The 19,635-nt window shown below is 35.0% G+C and carries 21 protein-coding genes; 5 read left to right on the top strand and 16 right to left on the bottom strand.

Annotated features, from left to right (window positions below; all coding sequences use genetic code 11):
* Positions 1 to 461: 461 nt before the first annotated feature.
* The 7 genes from BK580_RS12045 to BK580_RS12015 all read right to left on the bottom strand — a co-directional run bounded on the left by BK580_RS12045 (position 462) and on the right by BK580_RS12015 (position 5,745).
* Positions 462 to 1,565 (bottom strand): MBL fold metallo-hydrolase, encoded by a 1,104-nt coding sequence (locus tag BK580_RS12045; protein WP_078380562.1) that lies wholly within the window; start codon positions 1,563 to 1,565, stop codon positions 462 to 464.
* A gap of 199 nt (positions 1,566 to 1,764) precedes the next feature.
* Positions 1,765 to 2,151, bottom strand: a complete 387-nt coding sequence (locus BK580_RS12040) for an alpha/beta hydrolase family protein (RefSeq protein WP_078380561.1) — start codon at positions 2,149 to 2,151, stop codon at positions 1,765 to 1,767.
* 206 nt (positions 2,152 to 2,357) lie between these two features.
* Positions 2,358 to 3,317 carry an SDR family NAD(P)-dependent oxidoreductase gene (locus tag BK580_RS12035; protein ID WP_078380559.1) on the bottom strand — a complete coding sequence of 320 codons (960 nt, stop codon included), beginning with the start codon at positions 3,315 to 3,317 and terminating at the stop codon, positions 2,358 to 2,360.
* Entirely contained in the window at positions 3,317 to 3,676 is a 360-nt protein-coding gene (locus tag BK580_RS12030; protein ID WP_078380558.1) for a MerR family transcriptional regulator, read from the bottom strand. Before BK580_RS12030 ends, BK580_RS12035 begins: the two co-directional genes overlap by 1 nt.
* Before the next feature lie 216 nt (positions 3,677 to 3,892).
* Positions 3,893 to 4,444, bottom strand: coding sequence for a hypothetical protein (locus BK580_RS12025; protein WP_078380557.1), 552 nt, complete (start codon positions 4,442 to 4,444; stop codon positions 3,893 to 3,895).
* Between the two features lie 4 nt (positions 4,445 to 4,448).
* Positions 4,449 to 4,925: an RNA polymerase sigma factor gene (locus BK580_RS12020; RefSeq protein WP_078380556.1), complete on the bottom strand. Its 477-nt coding sequence runs from the start codon at positions 4,923 to 4,925 to the stop codon at positions 4,449 to 4,451.
* A 328-nt stretch (positions 4,926 to 5,253) separates the two neighbouring features.
* A complete protein-coding gene (locus tag BK580_RS12015; protein WP_078380555.1) occupies positions 5,254 to 5,745 on the bottom strand; it encodes an AAA family ATPase in 492 nt (163 codons plus the stop codon).
* A 272-nt stretch (positions 5,746 to 6,017) separates the two neighbouring features.
* Between BK580_RS12015 and BK580_RS12010 the strand changes: the two genes are divergently transcribed.
* Positions 6,018 to 6,479 carry a hypothetical protein gene (locus BK580_RS12010; protein WP_078380554.1) on the top strand — a complete coding sequence of 154 codons (462 nt, stop codon included), beginning with the start codon at positions 6,018 to 6,020 and terminating at the stop codon, positions 6,477 to 6,479.
* 161 nt (positions 6,480 to 6,640) lie between these two features.
* Here the strand turns inward: BK580_RS12010 and BK580_RS12005 are convergent, their stop codons facing one another.
* The 9 genes from BK580_RS12005 to BK580_RS11965 all read right to left on the bottom strand — a co-directional run bounded on the left by BK580_RS12005 (position 6,641) and on the right by BK580_RS11965 (position 16,101).
* The gene (locus BK580_RS12005) at positions 6,641 to 7,900 is read right to left on the bottom strand and encodes an MFS transporter (RefSeq protein ID WP_078380553.1); all 1,260 of its coding nucleotides are present in this window, start codon (positions 7,898 to 7,900) and stop codon (positions 6,641 to 6,643) included.
* 63 nt (positions 7,901 to 7,963) lie between these two features.
* Positions 7,964 to 8,887, bottom strand: coding sequence for an ArsR/SmtB family transcription factor (locus BK580_RS12000; RefSeq protein ID WP_078380552.1), 924 nt, complete (start codon positions 8,885 to 8,887; stop codon positions 7,964 to 7,966).
* 173 nt (positions 8,888 to 9,060) lie between these two features.
* Complete coding sequence (locus BK580_RS11995; protein ID WP_078380551.1) at positions 9,061 to 9,249, bottom strand: hypothetical protein; 189 nt, start codon at positions 9,247 to 9,249, stop codon at positions 9,061 to 9,063.
* A 274-nt stretch (positions 9,250 to 9,523) separates the two neighbouring features.
* Complete coding sequence (gene pdxR, locus BK580_RS11990) at positions 9,524 to 10,960, bottom strand: MocR-like pyridoxine biosynthesis transcription factor PdxR (RefSeq protein WP_078380550.1); 1,437 nt, start codon at positions 10,958 to 10,960, stop codon at positions 9,524 to 9,526.
* 219 nt (positions 10,961 to 11,179) lie between these two features.
* Positions 11,180 to 12,109: a nucleoside hydrolase gene (locus tag BK580_RS11985; RefSeq protein WP_139364986.1), complete on the bottom strand. Its 930-nt coding sequence runs from the start codon at positions 12,107 to 12,109 to the stop codon at positions 11,180 to 11,182.
* Between the two features lie 471 nt (positions 12,110 to 12,580).
* Entirely contained in the window at positions 12,581 to 12,778 is a 198-nt protein-coding gene (locus BK580_RS11980; RefSeq protein WP_078380549.1) for a hypothetical protein, read from the bottom strand.
* 36 nt (positions 12,779 to 12,814) lie between these two features.
* Complete coding sequence (locus tag BK580_RS11975) at positions 12,815 to 13,336, bottom strand: cupin domain-containing protein (RefSeq protein WP_078380548.1); 522 nt, start codon at positions 13,334 to 13,336, stop codon at positions 12,815 to 12,817.
* Positions 13,337 to 13,427: 91 nt separating this feature from the next.
* Positions 13,428 to 15,347: an ABC transporter permease gene (locus BK580_RS11970; RefSeq protein WP_169864955.1), complete on the bottom strand. Its 1,920-nt coding sequence runs from the start codon at positions 15,345 to 15,347 to the stop codon at positions 13,428 to 13,430.
* Positions 15,334 to 16,101 carry an ABC transporter ATP-binding protein gene (locus BK580_RS11965; RefSeq protein ID WP_078380546.1) on the bottom strand — a complete coding sequence of 256 codons (768 nt, stop codon included), beginning with the start codon at positions 16,099 to 16,101 and terminating at the stop codon, positions 15,334 to 15,336. Before BK580_RS11965 ends, BK580_RS11970 begins: the two co-directional genes overlap by 14 nt.
* A gap of 207 nt (positions 16,102 to 16,308) precedes the next feature.
* Between BK580_RS11965 and BK580_RS11960 the strand changes: the two genes are divergently transcribed.
* The 4 genes from BK580_RS11960 to BK580_RS11945 all read left to right on the top strand — a co-directional run bounded on the left by BK580_RS11960 (position 16,309) and on the right by BK580_RS11945 (position 19,613).
* A complete protein-coding gene (locus BK580_RS11960) occupies positions 16,309 to 16,980 on the top strand; it encodes a response regulator transcription factor (RefSeq protein WP_078380544.1) in 672 nt (223 codons plus the stop codon).
* Positions 16,977 to 18,002, top strand: a complete 1,026-nt coding sequence (locus tag BK580_RS11955; protein WP_078380543.1) for a sensor histidine kinase — start codon at positions 16,977 to 16,979, stop codon at positions 18,000 to 18,002. Before BK580_RS11960 ends, BK580_RS11955 begins: the two co-directional genes overlap by 4 nt.
* Positions 18,003 to 18,114: 112 nt before the next feature.
* Positions 18,115 to 18,747: a cupin domain-containing protein gene (locus tag BK580_RS11950; RefSeq protein ID WP_078380542.1), complete on the top strand. Its 633-nt coding sequence runs from the start codon at positions 18,115 to 18,117 to the stop codon at positions 18,745 to 18,747.
* 17 nt (positions 18,748 to 18,764) lie between these two features.
* Positions 18,765 to 19,613: an alpha/beta fold hydrolase gene (locus BK580_RS11945; RefSeq protein ID WP_235864039.1), complete on the top strand. Its 849-nt coding sequence runs from the start codon at positions 18,765 to 18,767 to the stop codon at positions 19,611 to 19,613.
* Positions 19,614 to 19,635: the final 22 nt, after the last annotated feature.

The raw sequence follows: 19,635 nt of genomic DNA, 5'->3' as shown, positions 1-19,635 counted from the left end.
TAAAATGGAAAAATTTAAAAATTAAAACAAACTTTAAAAAACCCGCCTCACTTCCTTTTAAATAAAAGTCTTATCCTCATTTGAGTAACCAACGAAATCAAAATAAGCGGAGATTTTTCGGTTAGATAAAGAATGAAGCTCTCTTCGGAGGATATAAGGGAAGGTTTTCCGATTATGCAATGCAAAATCCCTCATTTTCACGTTTTTTGGGTCAATAGGCGGAATCTCTCCGTCTATTAGGGCTATTTTCAATGCTAGTTGTAATTAAGCGAAATTTTTCCGTCTATTTATCAGATCGGTTGCTTAATTCGATCCCCCAACCGCCCATTCAGAAAAATGAATTGATGTGGTTGGTACAATAAGATCTTCCGTAATATTTTCATACATACTTAAAAGCCTTACTACACTTCAGTTCACAGATGTAGTAAAGCTTTTTTTTATCGAATTTTAACCTACCTATTCTATCCCTTCATTTTCCACCAGAAGGAAATCGGAATGGATAAATCTTGAGTTAATGTAACTGTTTCTCCAAGATTTGGAGCTATTTGGTTCACATTTGCTTTTCTTGCTTCTATTAAAGCTCGTTCAACAGGTTCTGTCCAACCATGATAAGCAAGGGTAAATGCTCCCCAATGAATTAACATCATATGCTTACCATTTAAATCTAAATGCGCTTGTACGGCTTCTTCTGGTGTCATATGAACCCAAGACCAACGTCTATCATATTGACCGCCTTCCATTAAGGTAATATCAAATGGCCCGTATTTTCTCCCAATCTCCTTAAAATGACCATCATATCCTCCATCTCCACTCGTATAGAAACGAGTATTTTTTCCGAGAATAACCCAACCGCCCCATAACGTAGTGTCTCGATTAAAAATCCCTCTTCCTGAGAAATGTTTAGATGGGGTAAATGCAATCGTTAATCCTTGGTACTCCAGCTCGTCCCACCAATTCAATTCAGTGATTTTTTCTTTTGCAACTCCCCAGCGAATCAAGTGAGCACTTACTCCATGAGGAACGAAGAAATGAGCAACCTTACTCTTTAACTTTTGAATGGATGGATAATCTAAATGGTCATAATGGTCATGTGTGATAAATACAGCATCAATTGGCGGCATGTCGTCAATAACACGTAACATGTCCTCACTGTAGCGTTTGCTTCCGGCAAATGAAACCGGTGAAGCAGCAGGCCCTAACATGGGGTCTACAAGAATCTTCTTATTGTCGATACTAAGTAGAAAAGCAGAGTGCCCAAACCACGTAATACTATCTTCTTCCCTTTTAATTTTGTTCCAATCAACCTCGGAAACAGGAATTTTATCAGCTGGATTGCGGTCTTTACCACCTGATAGATAGTCCTTAAGCATGGAAAAAATATCAGATGCACTCATGCTCATCTTGGTTGGAACCTGATTAACAAATTTTCCATTTTCATAATTATCGAAAGTATTGTATTTTCCCTTTTGTTCTTTTCTAGGGTTACCACCGAATACAGGGTGTAATTTTATAAACGATATAATAATTACACATAAAGCAACTAAAAATATGGATAAATAAATCATGATGTTTTGATAATTCCTTCCCTTCTAAACTTCTTTTATCTTTTAAGAAATCCTTGCATTGAGAATCGCTTTAACTTGTGCAATGGTGATTTTTAAGATCCCTTTCTATACATCTTAGCTTATTATCAATGTTCCTGTAACCATACAAATGCCGCTTTCCAAAGTATTTCGGAAAGCGGCTATATATTTACTTTAAGTTTTATAAATTCTTGCCAAAGAAATCTGTTAACTTAGTTAAAGCTTCACCTACATATTCTGCGATATCATACATAGCGATATGCGTTGCACCCTTCACTTCAACTAATTCTTTTGGTCCATTGGACAATGCGTAGAATTGGTCACTGTAGCCACGTATGTCGGCCTCCGTTCCTACAATCAATAACAAGGGTTGAGTTAGGTAGGTGCCAATTTGGCTTGATGCTGAGAATGACATCAGCTTGTCCATACTTGTAAATTGGAATCGATTTGTAGAATTAGGATGTTGTGCTCTAGGTGTTCTATAGTAGTCATAAGCTTCACGTAAAAGCACAGGTGTATCTTCATTAATATCTTCAAGTGTATCTGGTGCCCATGTAAGTTGGTGCACTGCAGTGCCGTTTGCTTCTGCTACGCTACTTCGCTACCGCCTCAAGTGTTTGTAATTGTGTTTCAAGTACTTGAAAGGAATTTATAAAAATTCGATAATCGTTTTTAAAGGCTTCTAAACTTTCCAATGTAACCCCCTGAAAAGTTTAGAAGCCTTTGTCCTTGTAGCTAGAGGAATGAATAGTTTAACTATTCATTCCCTAAATTTTAATGAAATAAAGTATCTGTTTCGTTCCAAAGTTTAATGGCCAGTTCCTTATCTACAGCCCAAGGCTTTACGCCTGTTTGATCAATTTCACTTAATGCAAGAGAAGCAATATTACTATTCTCACAATATTGCGCGCCAAGTTCATCTAAATCTGAACTTGTGGCACACCAAACTATTGTTGCTGCCCCTTCTGCTATTGTTTTTCTATCATCATCGTAGCTGTCAAATCCTCTTACTCCACTCGAAGTGATCGCCCCCATTGAAGCCATCTCCTCATTAGTTAAATTGCTAGAAAGATTCGTTACTATGCTTCCTGGATGAACCGAAAAAGAACGTATTTTAAAAGTTTTATATAAGTTGTCTATTGCTACACTTAATAAAGCTACAGCTGTCTTGGCTTGTCCATATGCCACCCATTTATCATAAGGAGTATTTTTAAAATTTGGATCCTCAAAATTAAGTGGTCCAAACCAATGGCCACGAGAAGAAAGGTTAATAACCCGAGCACCATTTGCCTTTTTTAACTGTGGGATTAAGTCTTTTATTAAGTGATAATGACCTAGATAATTTACTGATATTTGTAATTCATTTCCGAATTCATCCCTGTCTAAGGAAGATAATGCCATAATGCCAGCACAATTTATTAGTATATCTAGCTTATCAAACTGTTTTTGAAACCAATTAACAAAAGATTTAATAGTATCACGCTTACTTAAGTCCATTTCCTTGGGGTAAAGAATCACATTTGGAATCTCTTCTAGAGTCTCACGTGCCTTAGAAATATTTCTCGCAGGAACAACCACTTTTGCACCTGCCCTTGCAAGTGTCTTAGTCGTTTCTAAACCTAACCCTGAAGCTCCCCCCGTAATTATAACTATCTTACCGGTTAAATTAATGTCCTTAATTACATCCTCTGTAGTTGTTCGTGCTGTATAGGTATTATTTAAAGACTTTTGCATTATTTCCCTCCACCTTTCAATTCGCTAAAGTGAGCAATTTTATATTGAACTTTCCCCAAAATTTGTTGGCGTTTCTCTATCTCTAGTTGCATTTTTTCGGCATGATCTTTAAGAATAATGAAGCATGTATGATGATCTTTATTTTTGTAGGCGTCCACATATTTTTTTATCATCTCTAAGGACATGTCTGTTTCCTTTAGATTAATGATAAAGCGTAAATATTGAATGATATCCTCATCATATTTTCTATAACCATTCCTATCCTTTATAGGTGTATCTATTAATCCAATTTTTTCATAATACCTTATAGTTGGAATAGATATTCCTAACTGATCAGATACCTCTGAAATTCGATACATTTACTCACCCCCATTTAGACTTTAAAGTATAAAGTTAACTTCATGGCAAGAGTTTAATCAAAATTTTTTTGAATTGAATTTCTGATGTTTCAATATCACGGGATGTAACATGTAACATTTTAGATAGTTTGCCCTGTCTCAATTAGTCATATATATTTATGCAAAAAAAACAACCAGTCTATTGCAACTGATTGTTTTTTTATAATATTTATGATTCTATTCTTCCTCAACAGAAAAGTTATTATAAATATTGTTTGCTATAACATTCCCACTTGTTATATCCTGATTCGTATAACCAGACACCGCATTCCCCACTTTAAACTCTTTTTCCAACAGCTGATCTTCAGGATCCGGTGCTGTCGGTCCAGTGATACCGAATACTGTATCTTCTGTCACCGTCACCCATAGCTCTCCTACTTTAAAGCTTTTTCCATCCTCGCTTACTTCTGTAATAATTCCATCAATATTTACTTGTTGCTTTGCTGTGATACCTGGGTCATTTACTTCCATTTTCTCGGGAGCTGATTCTTGTTGGAATGTAGAATATAAACCTACACCTCCAATCGAAATAATTGCTAATGCAGATAACGCAACTGTGTACGATACTAATGGTTTCTTTATTGATTTCATTATTATACTATCTCCCTTGTGTTTTGTTTTTTGCTGACCTTCAGCCAACTCTAGATTTATTCGTTGAATAGTTTTTTCTTTAAAATCCTCGCTAGTTTTTAATTGGGAAATAGCAGATTTGTAAATTGATTTTTTCATTTTTTCACAAACCTCCTATCGTTTCTTTAAGATATTTACGACCGCGAGCAAGCCATGTTCCAACTGTTGCGGGCTTAGCTTGAAGGATATCGGCAATTTCATCAATGGAATATCCCTCATAATAATGCAAATGTATAGGAATTCGATATTTTTTATCCAAAGACAAAACATCTTGCAAAACCATATGTTCTTCTGATGGAATATAAGATAAATTTTCAGGAATTCGATTCCTATTCTTAAACCATCCTGCTTTTAATACATTTTTACTTTTATTTATTGTTGTCCTTATTAACCATGCTTTCTCATGTTCACTGGTTGCAAATACAGGGGGATTTTGAAAATAAGCCAAAAACACTTCCTGAACCACTTCTTCTGAATCTGAAACGCTTTTAAGATAAGTGAATGCAACCCGTACAAGACTATCTGAATATTTTATTACAGCTTGTTGTATAGACTCATTGAGCTCATATGAATCGTACACCGCATGCCCCCCTTTCACCTATAATACAACTGAGCACCCCGTTTTTTTTCAAGGAATCTTATTTTTTTTTAATATGTCAGCGATAATTTTTTTCGTATTTCAATACAACTCTTCTTTAAATAGATTTCTGAGATAAAAGAGTGTGAGCGAAGTTTGAATACACACTTCATATTTGTTCCTTTAGACAAAAAAAGTATGTACAAAAATTGACAACAATTTTTGTACATACTCTAGAATCTGTTGGGTTAAATTGAAAAATTATGAGCTATTTCAGTTTAAATTCCTTGAAGTACCTTTAAAGACTTGTTATTGCTGTGTATTTTGTTTACTAAACTAGTATCTTCATAGCAAGGGTTTCTATTTCATTCACAATAGTTTCCAGGTCGTTTGTTGTATCGATTTTTATTGTTGAAGAGGATTCAATGATAGACCCGAAAGCGTGATAGTTGTCGATGATTTCTTGTCTCTCTTTATCCGTTTTACCATAGTTGTTAGTCGTTCTTGTTTGGATTCTATCTAAAATCGTGCTTAAGGGAGCGGATAAATAGATTATTTCATTGAAATAACGATAAAACTTCCCTTGATTTGAAACAGTACCGGAAATGAACAAGATTCCTTCACGATGACTATGGATGATTTCAATTATTTTCCCCTCATCCCAAAGCCATTCTGATTCATGGCCATCCTGGTTCATTGTTTTTTTTGAAAGTTGATTATAATCCGTATCAATGGTTTGATATCCTATATTTGATAATTTTTCTAAAATAGCAGATTTCCCAGTTCCAGACATGCCAGTAATAAATATAATAGCTTTCTTCATGCCGATCTCCTCTCCCCTTGAGTGTGTCAATTTTTCGATTAAATTAATATTGCATAAGCCTTATTGAGAAAAAAAGCGGGTAAGACTTGCTGCACATAACATGAAGATTTTTGTTCTTTACTAAATATAATCACATTTCTCTTATAGTTCTAATAGTAACGGATTAACATACTTTACTTCTATTTTTTTTATTTCAACCAGCTTATCGTTCACATAATTAATTCCATATAGGGAAAAATAATCTATCAATAAATGTATGGGCGGTGAAGCATTTGTTTAATCAAATATTCCTATGGCTATGTTTAATTGTTCCTTGGTTATCATTATTTTTTATGAAAAAAGAAAGCATTAAGCGGTATATGCCTGTAGCAATTTTCGTAACTTTAATACTGACAATCATTTATGAAATAGGTTATACATTTAATTGGTGGGTGATTAAAGAGACAATTGTTCCTTGGGGTTATATAACGAACATTTCATTTGCATATGGTCTTTTTTTTATCGCTACTATATGGATCTTCCATTTTACTTATCGTAATTTTAAAATTTATTTGATCACAAACATTATCGTAGAAGCCATCTTTAATTTTGGCGTTCTTAAACTTACAGCAAAGTTTGGAATAAATAAGCTAATTAATATGCCTAATTGGGGTATTTTTTTAATCATGCTCGGACTTGCACTTGTCATTTATGCTTATCAGCGCTGGCAGGAAGGGATATTTAAGGAAGAGTGAGACTAGGTTTACTACTAAATACCAGTAAATCAGAACTAACGAACACTTGTTCTCGTGTGGAAAAAATGGCATTTTTCTATAAAAAAGGATGTAAATATAACAAAATCCCATTCTTTTTACCTGAATAAATGGGATTTTGTTACTTTTATTTGAAGTGTAATCTATGATGATACTTTATGTTCGCCTTCATCTTTTATTTGAACATCTAAATTAATCACATCATTATCATTAAGCTTTTCAAAAATAGGATGTAGCCAGCAAACAATGGTCGTTAACGCAATCATACAGCCTAAAACCGTGAATAGGAGTGGGATGGAGTATACTTCAGCGAACAGGCCCCCTAATGCTGCGCCAAAAGGTATTCCCGCCTGGGCAAGTAAGACTCGGACAGAGAAAACACGACCGCGTAAATGCTCAGGCACTCTTCGTTGATAAAGCGTTGTATTATTGATGTTAAATATGATAGCAAACAATCCTTGCCCAAAACAAAAAACGAGCGCTAACCAGTAATAGGGTGTCCAGGCTAATCCTAAAAATAAAATACCATTAAGTAATAGTGATCCTAACATCACGCGTTTTCTGTTTTTTGGTTCCTTTAAGGTTCCGGTTAAGAAAGAGCCTGCAACCATCCCAAATGAAAAAGCGGAGGTGAATAAACCGTATTGAAAAGCGGAACCACTTAATTCATCTGTTATATAAGGTAAGAACATCGGTTGGGCAGCTCCTGAGCTAAAATTAATGAGCATCATCATCATTCCGACCCAAAACAATACTGGGTAAACGCGGTAAAATTGCAAGCCCTCTTTAAATTGCTTAAACCAGCTTTCCCTTTTCTCGATTTGTTGCTTTTTTGCGCTTGGATTCATCATTAATAAAATACCTGCAACTCCTAACGAGATAATTAAGACAAGTAAGACTAATTCGGTACCGAAAGCGGAAATTAAAAGACCGCCTAATGTTGGTCCTAACAGCATCATTATTTGTCCTGTACCTTCAAGCAACGAGTTCCCTTTTATTAACTTATCTTTAGGTAAAATCCCAGCCACATACGACATGCTTGCAGGGTAGAATAAAGGCTGGGCAATACCGATTCCAATTGCCACTAAATATAAATGCCACGTCTCTAATAAATCGAGTGGTATTAGGATGGCTGGAATAAGGAAAACTGCCGCTCTAAACCATTCTGAAAATATCATGACTTTTTTACAGTCCCATCGATCTAGAAAAGGGCCGGCAAACATTTGAATGATAATATTCGGGAGCATAAAGGATAGCCAAATACTCCCCATCGCAAGTTTAGAGCCTGTCATTTCATAGACAAGCCAAGATAAAGCAAATGCAGCAAAGGTACTCCCTAACCCGGAGGCCGCTTGTGCTAACCATAAAAAGACAAATTTTCTACTCCTGAATAATTCTTTCATGAATCCATCCCCTTTTCTTGACTATTCTCTCGAAAATAATCCCATCCTTGCGTTTTTCAGTGTTTAAAGATCTGTAGGAAATAAATACTGATAGTAATTCTGAAAAATATGCCCTAGACCTTGTTCTCTTAAGCGAAAGCGCTCTGAAGTATCGGGTGATAAGATGACTTGAATTAAGCCCGAAGCACGTAATATTATCATATGGTGATGAACGGTACTTTTGGCTAGCCCGATATACTTGACTATTTCAGTAAAGCTTCTCTCCTCTTTTCCTAGAAAGCGAAGGATTTTCAACCTATTTTTATCGGTTAGAGCTATTCCTTTCCGCATTAGTGCTGGAGACGGTTCTTCCTCTGCTAAAGGGGGAAGATCGACTGGGTATCCATAACAGTGGAGGTGTTGGTAATGAGAAATGGTAATAATAGGTGTTGAGTGGAAAACAGGATATAAAATAACCTTTTTCACTTTATCAAACCCTTTCATAACGATCCCATTTGTTACCTTTTCGACAAAATCTAGTGAATCGCCGTCATACTCTTCTTGTCTTTTTTGTTCACAGCTCCTCTCTAATGATGAAATAATGTTGGAGTCTATGTGACAGAAGTATTCCTCGTTCCACTTCTTTACAAGCTGAAGAGTCTCGTGAAAGGTTCCCTTATGTGAGTCTAGATAATCTTTTGAGACATGTAATTCGCTTAGAAATTGAATAACTTGTTGCTCATCCGTGTTATGTAAGTCTTCTAAAACTTGGTCAATCGACTTATTGCTAATTGGTTGGCATAAAACATACTCAGACAGATAGCTGAGGTGCTCTAATTGTTTTGAATTTAATGCCTCTGCTAGTTCTTTACTTATTTTGCTTGAAGTTGCTTTTCTCCAATTCATTCCTAATTCAGTCTTTTTATAAAAACTCGAATTAGAATATGAAAGTAAGCTATTTAATAGCTCATAGATCGGATGAAAACGAACTTCGATCGAATAATTCATATGTGTTCGACTCCTATCTAACTCTATTGTATTTAGTTCGATTATATTCGAACTTTAAGAATGATTCAAGCAAAATTTCCCTATTTCCTCTTCATTCTGTAATGAAATAAGCCCTTACAATAAAAAGAAACCTATAGTCAGCTATAGGCTTCTTTCTAAAATGAATCCATAATTCAGTTTAAATATAAAATAAATCCTAAAACAATCATAACTAGCAAAATGACATAAATAGAAGTAAGACGTGTTACGTTCCCTTTTGTAGCACTCTGATAATTTTCGTCCCCTTTTCCAGCAATCGCAATAGTTGTCACTAACCCGCCTACTAATATGATGATACCCAATATAGATAATAAAAAAATCATGTGCTGTTTTCACTCCTGTACAAACAATTCACTTTATGAAGTATGAGTCTTAATTAATCCAAGAAAGACAAACCATAAGCTAAATACCTATAATGCAATTTCTATTATAAAAGAATTAAATAAAATAGAACCATCCACTTCATTGTAAAATTGCTCATCCACTTTATAAAATGGTTCTGTTAAAGTACAGCGGTGTTTAACAAGCCTAAAAAATAAAAGAATCACGATTAATCATGATTCTTAGTGTCACAAATTTGATGGATGATAATGGTAGTTAATTACTAATAGCATTAAGTGCTGCTGCGAAACGTTTAATTCCTTCATTGATGGATTCTTCGCTTTCTCTTGCAAATGTGAAACGGACATAACCTTTCTTTGAGCCAATTGTTGATCCTGGGACATAAATAATGCCACGTTTAATAGACTCCTCAAGCAATTGATTCTCATGATAGTTTTTATTTATTTTACACCAAATATGAATCCCACCTTGAGGGATTTGAAACTCGACTTGATCTTTTAAATAAAATCTTAGGCTATTCACAATTTGATTTCTTCTCTTTTCTAGCTTTACGACTAATTCATCAATGTGTAGTTGGAATTCCTTCGAATTTAAAAAATCATTTGCTATCCATTGAGTAAAGCTGGAATGTCCGAAATCTATCTGCTGTTTCGCATCTGATAACCGCTCAATAACTTGGCTCGGACCTATTATCCAACCAATTCTTAGTCCTGAAGCAACGATTTTGGATAAAGAGCTAATGTATAGAACATTTCCATTTTGATCCATTGATTTGAGAGTGGATACCTCTTCTCTTGTAAAAGCAGTTAAGCTATATGGATCATCTTCAATAACTGGTATTCCTAATTTAGATGAAATATCTAAAATGGCTTTTCTACGATGTTTTTGAAGTAAAGCCCCAGTAGGATTTTGGAAAATCGGATTCAAAAAAATCATTCGAATACGGTGTTTTTTATGTAATGACACTAAATCATCAGGGTTCATTCCATCTTTATCTACTGGTAAAGAATATGTTTTGACCCCAGCCGATTTAAATATCGGTAAGTTATAATGGTAAGAAGGATCTTCTAATGCAATGGCATCACCGGGCTTTAGGAGGCATTGTACTACTAAATGTAAGGCTTGTTGTGCTCCCGAAGTTATGAGAATAGAAGATGAATTTGTTTCAATTCTTCTAAAATCTCTCACATGATTGGTAATAGTTTGTCTTAATATCTCATTACCTTGAGGATGATCATATCCTAAGCTACCAATAAATGATCGTGTCGAAGTAATTTCTCTTAAAGAAGCCAGTGGGAAAAGATCCTTTGACAATTCTCCACTGGCTAAATTTATCAGCTTTTGATCTATCATTTCATTTCGTATTTTTTGGGTGATGGGTAAATTGGGTAAAATCGACCCTGCCTCAATATATCTGTTCCAGCTAGGAATACGTTTCCTAGTTATTCCCCAGATATCCTTACTTATAGTTGTCCCGCTTCCTCTTTTCCTTTGAATGAGTCCATTAGATTCCAATTCATCGAATGCGGCAACCACGGTACTTCTGTTGATGTTAAACTCCTTCGCTAAATATCTTTCAGATGGTAGTGGTTTATCAAGCGGAAAAGTCCCATCTGCTATGCCTTTTTCGATATATTCAGCAATTTGTTTGTAAATAGCCTTTTTTAATTTTCGGTCAGGTTTCCAGGACATTGAATACATTCCCCATAGTTAATTTAGTAGGTTGTGTTACAAAAAAGCCCTTTTAGTATAACATTCATCTACTTTGTGGAATAGTTGGAAGCGGGAATTGCCTTTTGAAGAAAAGGTTCATAAAAAAACATTCCTTTTGTTAATCTGGGAATTGGTAATTCAAATCTGAATAAAAAGAAATCGTTGTTTTTGTATTTTTGCTTTTATACGCTTAGATTATCAACACATAATGTTGAAAAACTCTTGGATAAAAGCATCATAGTGAAGTTTTATTGCAATTCTTGTCTTCCCTGTTTGACTGGTTGGGCGAATGTCGATATAGGACATACCTTTTGCTCCTTCATCTTCAATCACTTTTGCAGTATAATGCAAATAGTCAACAATGGTAGGATTTTTCACCACCATTAACGTAACAAGATCATGGATCGGAGCACCAGAAATACCAGGCACCAGTCCTTTATATGCTGCATAGTAATACTCGAAAATAGGCTTCATCAATAAGGAGAAAGGGTTTTCAGCATTTTGGATAAGATAATTAACCATTTCAGGAGTGATGATGGCGTGTTGGGTAACGTTTAAAGGAGTAATCGTTAAATTATGGGCATGTTTAAGTATGAAATTAGTTGAGGTTGGATCTCCAAAAAAATTCGCTTCCGCAAGGGCTGTGATGTTACCTGGAACAAAAAATGCTCCTCCCATTAAGTAAAAAGCGCTAACCATTTTTATTTGTTCATGGTAAAGGATAAACGCAGTAGCTAACGTAGTTGTTCGGCCTGTATCAACGATGATAAGTTCATTACCGTACCTTTCTATCATGATTCTAATAGTATCAAAAGGATAAATCTGATACTGCAAATTTCTTGGGGGCTGGATAGGACCAATGCCGTTCTCGCCATGAATCTGTGGATAATAGATAAGGTCATCTTGTTGCACTGGCATTGCTGCTCCAGGAATGATAGGAATGTCGTTTTTACCAGCTAATTGTAATAAATATGCAGTATTGGCTGTGGCTTGTTCTTTCGATACATTTCCATAACTAGTCACGATACCAACTAGTTCAAATCCAGGGTCTAAAAGTGCATACATAATGGCCAAGGAATCATCGATCCCAGGATCACAAAAAAGCAGAATTTTTTTCGGCAAAGTAATCCCTCCCTTAAATAATAATGTTTTAAATATAATTATATGAGGGTTACCCACTCTCCATGTCACTAACAGTTTGTTAGGGATAGTTATTTAGTGAATTATTTGAGTTTAAGCCCTTAAGATCTTGTTCTATCCATCATTCTGTAGTGCAAATCGAAAAAATACAGATATTGGATTATCAAGAGATGGTGTACTATCCTTAATGGCTTGTTTTTTTTCTTTTTTTATAATTCTGAGTTGCTAGTAAGTATGAATAGGAATTATATGCGGCACCTGTCAATTGTTTCACTTCTGATCCAATTGATAGGTGTACAACGCATCTCAGTAATATCTATAATTGTTCCTCTTAAACTATGTAAATGTTCTGGAGTAGAAAGAGCCCACTTCTCTGTTAATGAAAAGTGGGCTCTTTACCATTACAAACTTACTACTCTATATTCTATTCCGATTTATTAAATCGTCGTGCTGTTCATTCTATTTTTTATCGCCCTTCATCATTTGCTGACCAATTACACCAATAATTAAAATGATAAATGAAATGACATTATAATCTCTAAAGAATGTGGTGAAAGGAATATCGAGGAAAAAGAACACCGCAGTAATGACTCTTCCTAATAAAAGTACGAGTCCAATTACTACCATCCAATTAAATACTTTCTTTAAATAATCCATTTATTTCTCCTTGTGAGTTACTTTTAGTTTGTATCTTTAATAGGGTATTTCCTTATATGCCATTCTCATAATGACCTCTTCATGCTGTGGATATTTTTCTAATAGCTCTGCTTGAGTAAATAATTCAAAGTCTTCAAATTCAAAGCCTGGAGATACCATGCAACCAACAAGTGCAAAGGAATCTTTTATTTCCACAGATGATCCAAAAATGGCGTTTTTGGGAACTAAAATTTGTGGTGCTTCGCCGTTTTCTAGATCCAAGCCTAGCTTGGATTCCTGATACTCCCCGTTCTCGTGGATGATATGCACGGTTAATGAGCTGCCACCGTGGAAATACCAGAGTTCGTCAGATTTAAGACGATGTAAATGGCTTATATTCTTATCGGTTAATAGAAAATAGATACTAGTAAACAGTTTGCGCGAACCACTGTAATCTACACTTAATTCTTTATCAGAAATTTTTTCTTCCGAAACAAAGGTTTGTTTGTAATATCCGCCTTCCGGATGTGGTTGAAGTTCAAGTTTTGCTATCAAATATTCTAATTCTTCACTAATCATCGCTCATGTCCCTTCACATTTTATTTCATTTATTATTATATAGGAAAATACATCAAATTAAAGTAAATACCTCCCCACAGGTATCCACGCTTTATTCATTTACTACCTTATTGTATGAATAAAAGGTCAAGACATAATATCCAAGATAAATAACGAAATAGGAAGCCATCGAAAAAATAGTAGGGATTGTTAAATCATAATAAGATGCTCCATAAATGGTTTTTATTCCTTCAAGTAGCATTAAGCTATGACAAATACCGATCAACAGAGGTAAAGCAAGTACAAAAAATGTTTGTTTGGCCACTGTGGAGCGAATTTCTTTTTTACTAACTCCAAGATTTCGTAAGACTTCATACTTTTTAACTTCTGCATGGGCTTCTGTCAACTGTTTAAAATAAATGATGCTCCCCGTTGCCGATAAGAAAACAAGGCCTAAAAATCCTAATAAGAATAAGTTAACACCGGACATTTCTAATCCTTTTTTATACTCGTTGTAGTAGGTATACATTTTCTTGTCTTCGGAAATTTCCAGGTTTAATAGTATGTTAGAAGTCACTTCGCTTGCTTTATGATTCTCAACCTTATACCCTTTATACAATATTTCTGTCTCCACCACCGATCCTAGTTGTCCATATGCTTCATCCGAAACAATGAGATAGAAATCTGGATATGTCCAAGGAAGTATATGACTAAGCTTCATATCTACTATAGTTAAATTAGTTTCTCCTAGGTCACTATTCAGCCTTACCTCTCTCCCACTATAATCTTTAAGCGAATGCTCGGTTAATCTTGGTTTTAATACAACCGCTTCCTCCAAGGAGAGATTTACAGTATCTTTAGAATTCACAGCTAAAACAGCTTCGTTAAAAGTAGACTCAGAGATGATTTTTGTAGGGTTAGTTACATAGTTTCCAGGAGCTTCGAAATCTACTCCATCTAATATTAGTACAGGAATTTCTAATTCTGCTTCTAGCGGGTGCTCATCATCTCCTGAGATAATTTGTTTAACTTTTTCATCAAAGTTCTTAGATTGCGATTGGTGCACATAACTTAATGGAATAAACTCATTTACTCGTTGTTCATTAAAATAGTACATACTATAGGCGGTACAAATCAATGTTAACGTTACTGCACTTAGCAAAGAAATTATCGTTAATGATCGTGCGTTTTCTTTCATTCGATATAAAAGTTGAGTCAAGCCAATCAGATTCATTCCATTGTAAAAAAAAGACTTCTTCTTTTGTGTTAGTTTTAACATATATACGGTAACAAATGAAATAAATAAAAACGTCCCTATACTTAGTGTAATAGTGGTAATCGTTAAATAAATGAAGAACTGTATATCACTTTCAATTGGCTGTAGGAGAACGAAATAACCTATCGCTAATAATATGATTGCGCTAATCGCTTTAAATAAAGAGGCTTTTGGTACAACATCTCCTGTTTTTTCAGCTTGAAACAATTCGATAAGCTTAAATTTATAGATGATTCTGTATCCACGAATCGAAGTGAATAGAAAGATAATGCCAAACACAAGTAGCGTGTTTAATACAGCTTCAATGGAAAAATTCATGCCTACTTCGACTACATATCCCATGAGTCTAAATAAAATAAGTGTAAATAGCTTTGATAAAAAAGTTCCCGCTATAATCCCGATAACACAAGCAAAAGCACCCATTATAAGATTTTCATAAAATAACATACGTGCAATTGTTTTCTTCCTAACACCAAGTAAAGAATAAAGACCTAATTCCTTTTTTCTTCTTTTCGTAAAAAAGGAATTAGAGTACAAAATAAAAACTGCTACGAAAACAATTAATATAATGGAGGCTTGTAAGAAAATACTGCTTAAATTTTGGGAGGATTGTAGGTCCTGTTGAATTTCCGTACTATATTGTAACGATACAAATGTATAGTAAATTACGACACTAAAAATCATGGAAAGGAAATATAATAAGTAACTTTTGAAATTTCCTTGTATATTCTTTTTTGCTAAACTAAATAGTGTCAATGGTCCCACCCCCAAGTGTGGACAATACATCTAATACTTTGTTAAAAAATTCTTTACGCGAAGAAGTACCTTTAACAAGCTCTGTAAACATTTCTCCGTCCTTGATAAACAAAATACGGTTACAATAGCTTGCCGCAAACGCATCATGTGTCACTAATAGGATCGTTGCTTTATCCTGCTCACTTAAGCCCTTTAAGCTCTCTAAAAGATCCGTTGCTGATTTGGAATCAAGGGCACCAGTAGGTTCATCTGCTAAAAGAAGGCTTGGCTTCGAAACAATGGCCCTCGCCGCTGCTGTTCGTTGCTTTTGTCCACCTGAGACATGGTATGGATATTTATCTAGGATGGGGCCTATCCCAAACTTATCTGCCACTTCCTGTACTCTTTCTTCTAATTCAGGAATGGGAACTTTCGCTAATGCCAAGGGTAATAATATATTTTCTTTAAGCGTTAAACTATCTAATAGATTATAATCCTGAAAGATAAATCCTAGTTTCTCTCTCCGAAATGAAGATAGTTGCTCCTCATTCATGGAAAGGATATTCACCCCATCAATCGTAATTTCACCCGATGAAGGATCATCTATTGTCGCTATTACATTAAGGAGTGTCGATTTACCAGCACCGGAAGGTCCCATTATACCTACAAATTCTCCTTCTCTTATCGATAAATCGATTCCATTTAATGCAGTATATATATTTCCTTTCTTTCCAAATGCTTTTTTTATTCTTTTAGCTTCTACGATTGTTTTCATCCTTTATTTCCTCCGTCTATGAAATATCTTCTCTCTGACATTATTGTATCTTAAGCAAAGTACCTCTTATCTTACAGATTGCATCTCCAACCTTACAATATTGTCACTAAGATGCAAAACACGATACTTTCAGCTAGTATTAGTAACAGATATTCTTGTTATGAACATGATTCCAAATAACTGATGTCTAGCTGGAGGTAAATGAAAATGAAAATTATGATTGTGGAAGATGATCCTATTATTAGGGAATTGCTTGGAGAAACTATTGAAAAATGGGGATTAGAAATTGTAAAAGTGGAGAACTTTGATGAGGTTCTTAAGACTTTTCTTACCTTCGAACCTCATCTTCTCTTATTAGATATAAATTTACCCTCTTTTGATGGATTTTATTGGTGCGGTAAAATTAGAGAGCTATCGAAAGTGCCTATTATTTTTATTTCTTCACGTGATACTCCAATGGATATGATTATGTCCATGAATATGGGCGGGGATGATTTTGTCCAAAAACCGTTTGATACAAATGTATTGATGGCCAAAATTAATGCTCTTTTGCGACGTTCTTACTCCTATATAGAGTCAAAACCATTAGTCCTTGAGCATAAAGGGATTGTATTAAATCTTAAGGATTGGGATCTGCATTTTGGAGAGGAAAAAACAAGCTTGACTAAAACTGAGTTCATCATACTAAACCTACTGATGGAGAATAAAGGAGAGATTGTAAGTAGAAATAAAATAATGCGCAGCCTATGGAAGGATGAAAACTTTATTGACAATAATACGCTAACGGTAAATGTCACGCGGTTAAGAAGAAAATTAGCGGATCTTGGTAAAGAGAATTTTATCCTAACGAAAAAAGGCGAGGGATACATTATACAATGAGTTTCTTTGAATACGTAAAAGATAAGCGTTTTTTCCTAGCATTCTACTTGGTCATTATGTTTTTTATATCAATCATGGTTATTTTGAGTGATCTAAACGTAAGTACATACAGTAATTTAATCTATATACATATTTGTTGTTTGCTAATGGTGCTCTTGTATATCACGCTTGGTTACTTTTTCAAAAGAAGTTTCTATCAAGATTTATTTGACAATATTTCTAGCGATCGATTATTACATACCGCCAACTTACCTACTCCCCAAAACAATCAACAAAAATTGCACCTAAATTTATTGAAAAAGCAATCGATTAACTTTCAAAACGAGTTACAAAAACTATACGATGAGAAGAAAGAACAGCAAGACTTTATTATGTCTTGGATCCATGAAGTGAAAACACCAATCGCAGCTAGTCGGTTACTAATGGAGCATAGCTTGGATAAATCGGTAGAGTTTCTTGTAGATAAGTTAGAAGATGAGATTGGAAAAATCGATAATTATGTTGAGCAAGCGCTCTATTTTTCTCGAGTGGACTCTTTTGCAAAGGATTATTTTATTAAAGAAGTTTCTCTGAAAAGTATGGTTAAAGAAAGTGTGAAAAAACACGCCAAACTATTCATCAACAAAGATATTAGCTTGGTGATTGATGATATCGATCACTTTGTTCAAAGTGACTCTAAATGGCTAAGTTATGTAATTGATCAACTTATTGCCAATGCTTTAAAGTATACAAATGACGGTGGAAATATTGTAATTACCCTAAAAGATGATAGGAAAGAAAAAAAACTTATAATAAAAGACGATGGGATTGGAATTAACTCAGAGGATATCAATCGTGTATTTGAAAAAGGTTTTACAGGTTCAACAGGAAGAACACATACTAAATCAACAGGAATGGGACTCTATCTTGCTAAACAATTAGCGATAAAGTTAGGTCATGAAATAACCATTGAGTCGCTAGAAGGTGAATATACAAAGGTTAGTATTCATTTCCCGAAAATCAGAAACTACTATCAATTATAACTTTTGTAAGTACCTCATTTTTCAGTTCCTTCTAGGTACATGCACAGTAACTTACCATTTGAATAGTTTATAGTTGAACCATCAACTTCTAAACAAAAGGAATGAAAAATAAATGGGGAAAAACATTGATTACACTTCACCTAATACGCAATTCGCATTCGATGTAAACAATAGCAGATCATTTACGAAAGATAATCAAAATTATATAAATGTGCTAGGTGTAGATCAACTCAATACATTAGATAATATATCGTTATTGGATATTTTTTTAAGCAAAAATAATGTAATAGAGCCTCACTATCATCAAAATGCTGCGGAGTTAGTTTATTGTATTTCGGGCTCGGCGGTTGTTTCGCTGTTAAATCCATTTACAAAAAAGCTCCATAATTACTCCATTACTCCTGGTCAAGTTGTGAATATACCTCGTGGCTGGTGGCATTATGAGGTTGCGACTGTCGATCAAACACATCTACTTGCAATTTTTAATGCACCAACCCCTGAAGTCATATTAGGTTCGGATCTTTTAACTCTTACACCGGCAAATATCATGGCCCATACTTATTGCATGGACGAAGATCAATGGATAAAAACGATTGCCCCAGTTCAATCTTCCACTTTTATCGGGCCGCCGAAAGAATGCGAACGCACAGAGCATGTTCAGGGACCAACAGGCTACTACACTCCGAATCAAAGTTACCGTCAGTATTACCCAGATCAACGGTATTCTTACGGTTATTATTGGTAAAAGAAAGGGGATACAATATGAATACTTTTGACCCAATGTACTACACAAACTATTGGAATCAATTAAATAAGGCAAACGCATTATTGCAACGCACTTATCCTTTGCAAATATTTCAGGAATCCCGAAGCCAGCCGCCCCTCACCTTTGTCTTAATACATGGATCATGGGCAGACGGGAGTTTTTGGGATGGTATTGCTGATGAACTGCGAAAACGCGGGTCTACCGTATATACACCTACATTAGCAGGTCACGGAAAGGTTAATGAAAAGAATGTTACTCATGCTCAAATTACCAAATCAGTTGTAGATTTTATTTTGCAAAGGAATCTACATCAAATTGTCTTAGTAGGTCATAGTTTTGGTGGTTCAGTCATTCAAAAAGTCGCAGAACAAATACCTGACAGAATCAAACGATTAGTATTCTGGAATGCATTTGTTCTGCGTGATGGGGAGAGCTTAGCAGATCAGTTTCCCCCTTCCACCCAAGAATTCCTACTCGGGCTTGCTCAACAATCTGATAACAATACGATTTTACTCCCTTTTCCTTTTTTCAGAGAAACATTCGCCAATTTAGCGGATCTTCCACTTGCTTCAAAGTTATATCATGAAATTTCCCCAGAGCCTGCAGGACCACTGACCGAAAAATTAGATTTAAAAAGGTTTTATCAATTAACTATTCCCAAAAGCTATATAAATTTAATGGAGGATACTGCTACTCCACCTGGAGAGGAGTATGGGTGGCATCCTCATCTATCAAGTCGATTAGGCGTGTATCGCCTAATTCAAGGTCACGGCGATCATTTTTCAACAGCAAGAACTGAGCCGCGTATGATAGCTGATCTTATTATTAAGGCTGGGAGAGATTGAGTTAAAATAATCTGAAAAGGTC

Origin of the sequence: Sutcliffiella halmapala (genome assembly GCF_002019665.1) — a bacterium.
Lineage (GTDB): Bacteria > Bacillota > Bacilli > Bacillales > Bacillaceae_I > Sutcliffiella_A > Sutcliffiella_A halmapala.
The sequence above is the reverse complement of the archived record's forward strand: the minus strand, read 5'-3'. Positions and strand labels throughout refer to the sequence as shown.

Coding starts and splice junctions, on each gene's coding strand:
- BK580_RS12045 (WP_078380562.1), bottom strand. CDS start 1,565: ATGATTTATTTATCCATATTTTTAGTTGCTTTATGTGTAATTATTATA.
- BK580_RS12035 (WP_078380559.1), bottom strand. CDS start 3,317: ATGCAAAAGTCTTTAAATAATACCTATACAGCACGAACAACTACAGAG.
- BK580_RS12030 (WP_078380558.1), bottom strand. CDS start 3,676: ATGTATCGAATTTCAGAGGTATCTGATCAGTTAGGAATATCTATTCCA.
- BK580_RS12025 (WP_078380557.1), bottom strand. CDS start 4,444: ATGAAAAAATCAATTTACAAATCTGCTATTTCCCAATTAAAAACTAGC.
- BK580_RS12015 (WP_078380555.1), bottom strand. CDS start 5,745: ATGAAGAAAGCTATTATATTTATTACTGGCATGTCTGGAACTGGGAAA.
- BK580_RS12005 (WP_078380553.1), bottom strand. CDS start 7,900: ATGAAAGAATTATTCAGGAGTAGAAAATTTGTCTTTTTATGGTTAGCA.
- BK580_RS12000 (WP_078380552.1), bottom strand. CDS start 8,887: ATGAATTATTCGATCGAAGTTCGTTTTCATCCGATCTATGAGCTATTA.
- BK580_RS11995 (WP_078380551.1), bottom strand. CDS start 9,249: ATGATTTTTTTATTATCTATATTGGGTATCATCATATTAGTAGGCGGG.
- pdxR (WP_078380550.1), bottom strand. CDS start 10,960: ATGTCCTGGAAACCTGACCGAAAATTAAAAAAGGCTATTTACAAACAA.
- BK580_RS11980 (WP_078380549.1), bottom strand. CDS start 12,778: ATGGATTATTTAAAGAAAGTATTTAATTGGATGGTAGTAATTGGACTC.
- BK580_RS11975 (WP_078380548.1), bottom strand. CDS start 13,336: ATGATTAGTGAAGAATTAGAATATTTGATAGCAAAACTTGAACTTCAA.
- BK580_RS11965 (WP_078380546.1), bottom strand. CDS start 16,101: ATGAAAACAATCGTAGAAGCTAAAAGAATAAAAAAAGCATTTGGAAAG.
- BK580_RS11960 (WP_078380544.1), top strand. CDS start 16,309: ATGAAAATTATGATTGTGGAAGATGATCCTATTATTAGGGAATTGCTT.
- BK580_RS11955 (WP_078380543.1), top strand. CDS start 16,977: ATGAGTTTCTTTGAATACGTAAAAGATAAGCGTTTTTTCCTAGCATTC.
- BK580_RS11950 (WP_078380542.1), top strand. CDS start 18,115: ATGGGGAAAAACATTGATTACACTTCACCTAATACGCAATTCGCATTC.
- BK580_RS11945 (WP_235864039.1), top strand. CDS start 18,765: ATGAATACTTTTGACCCAATGTACTACACAAACTATTGGAATCAATTA.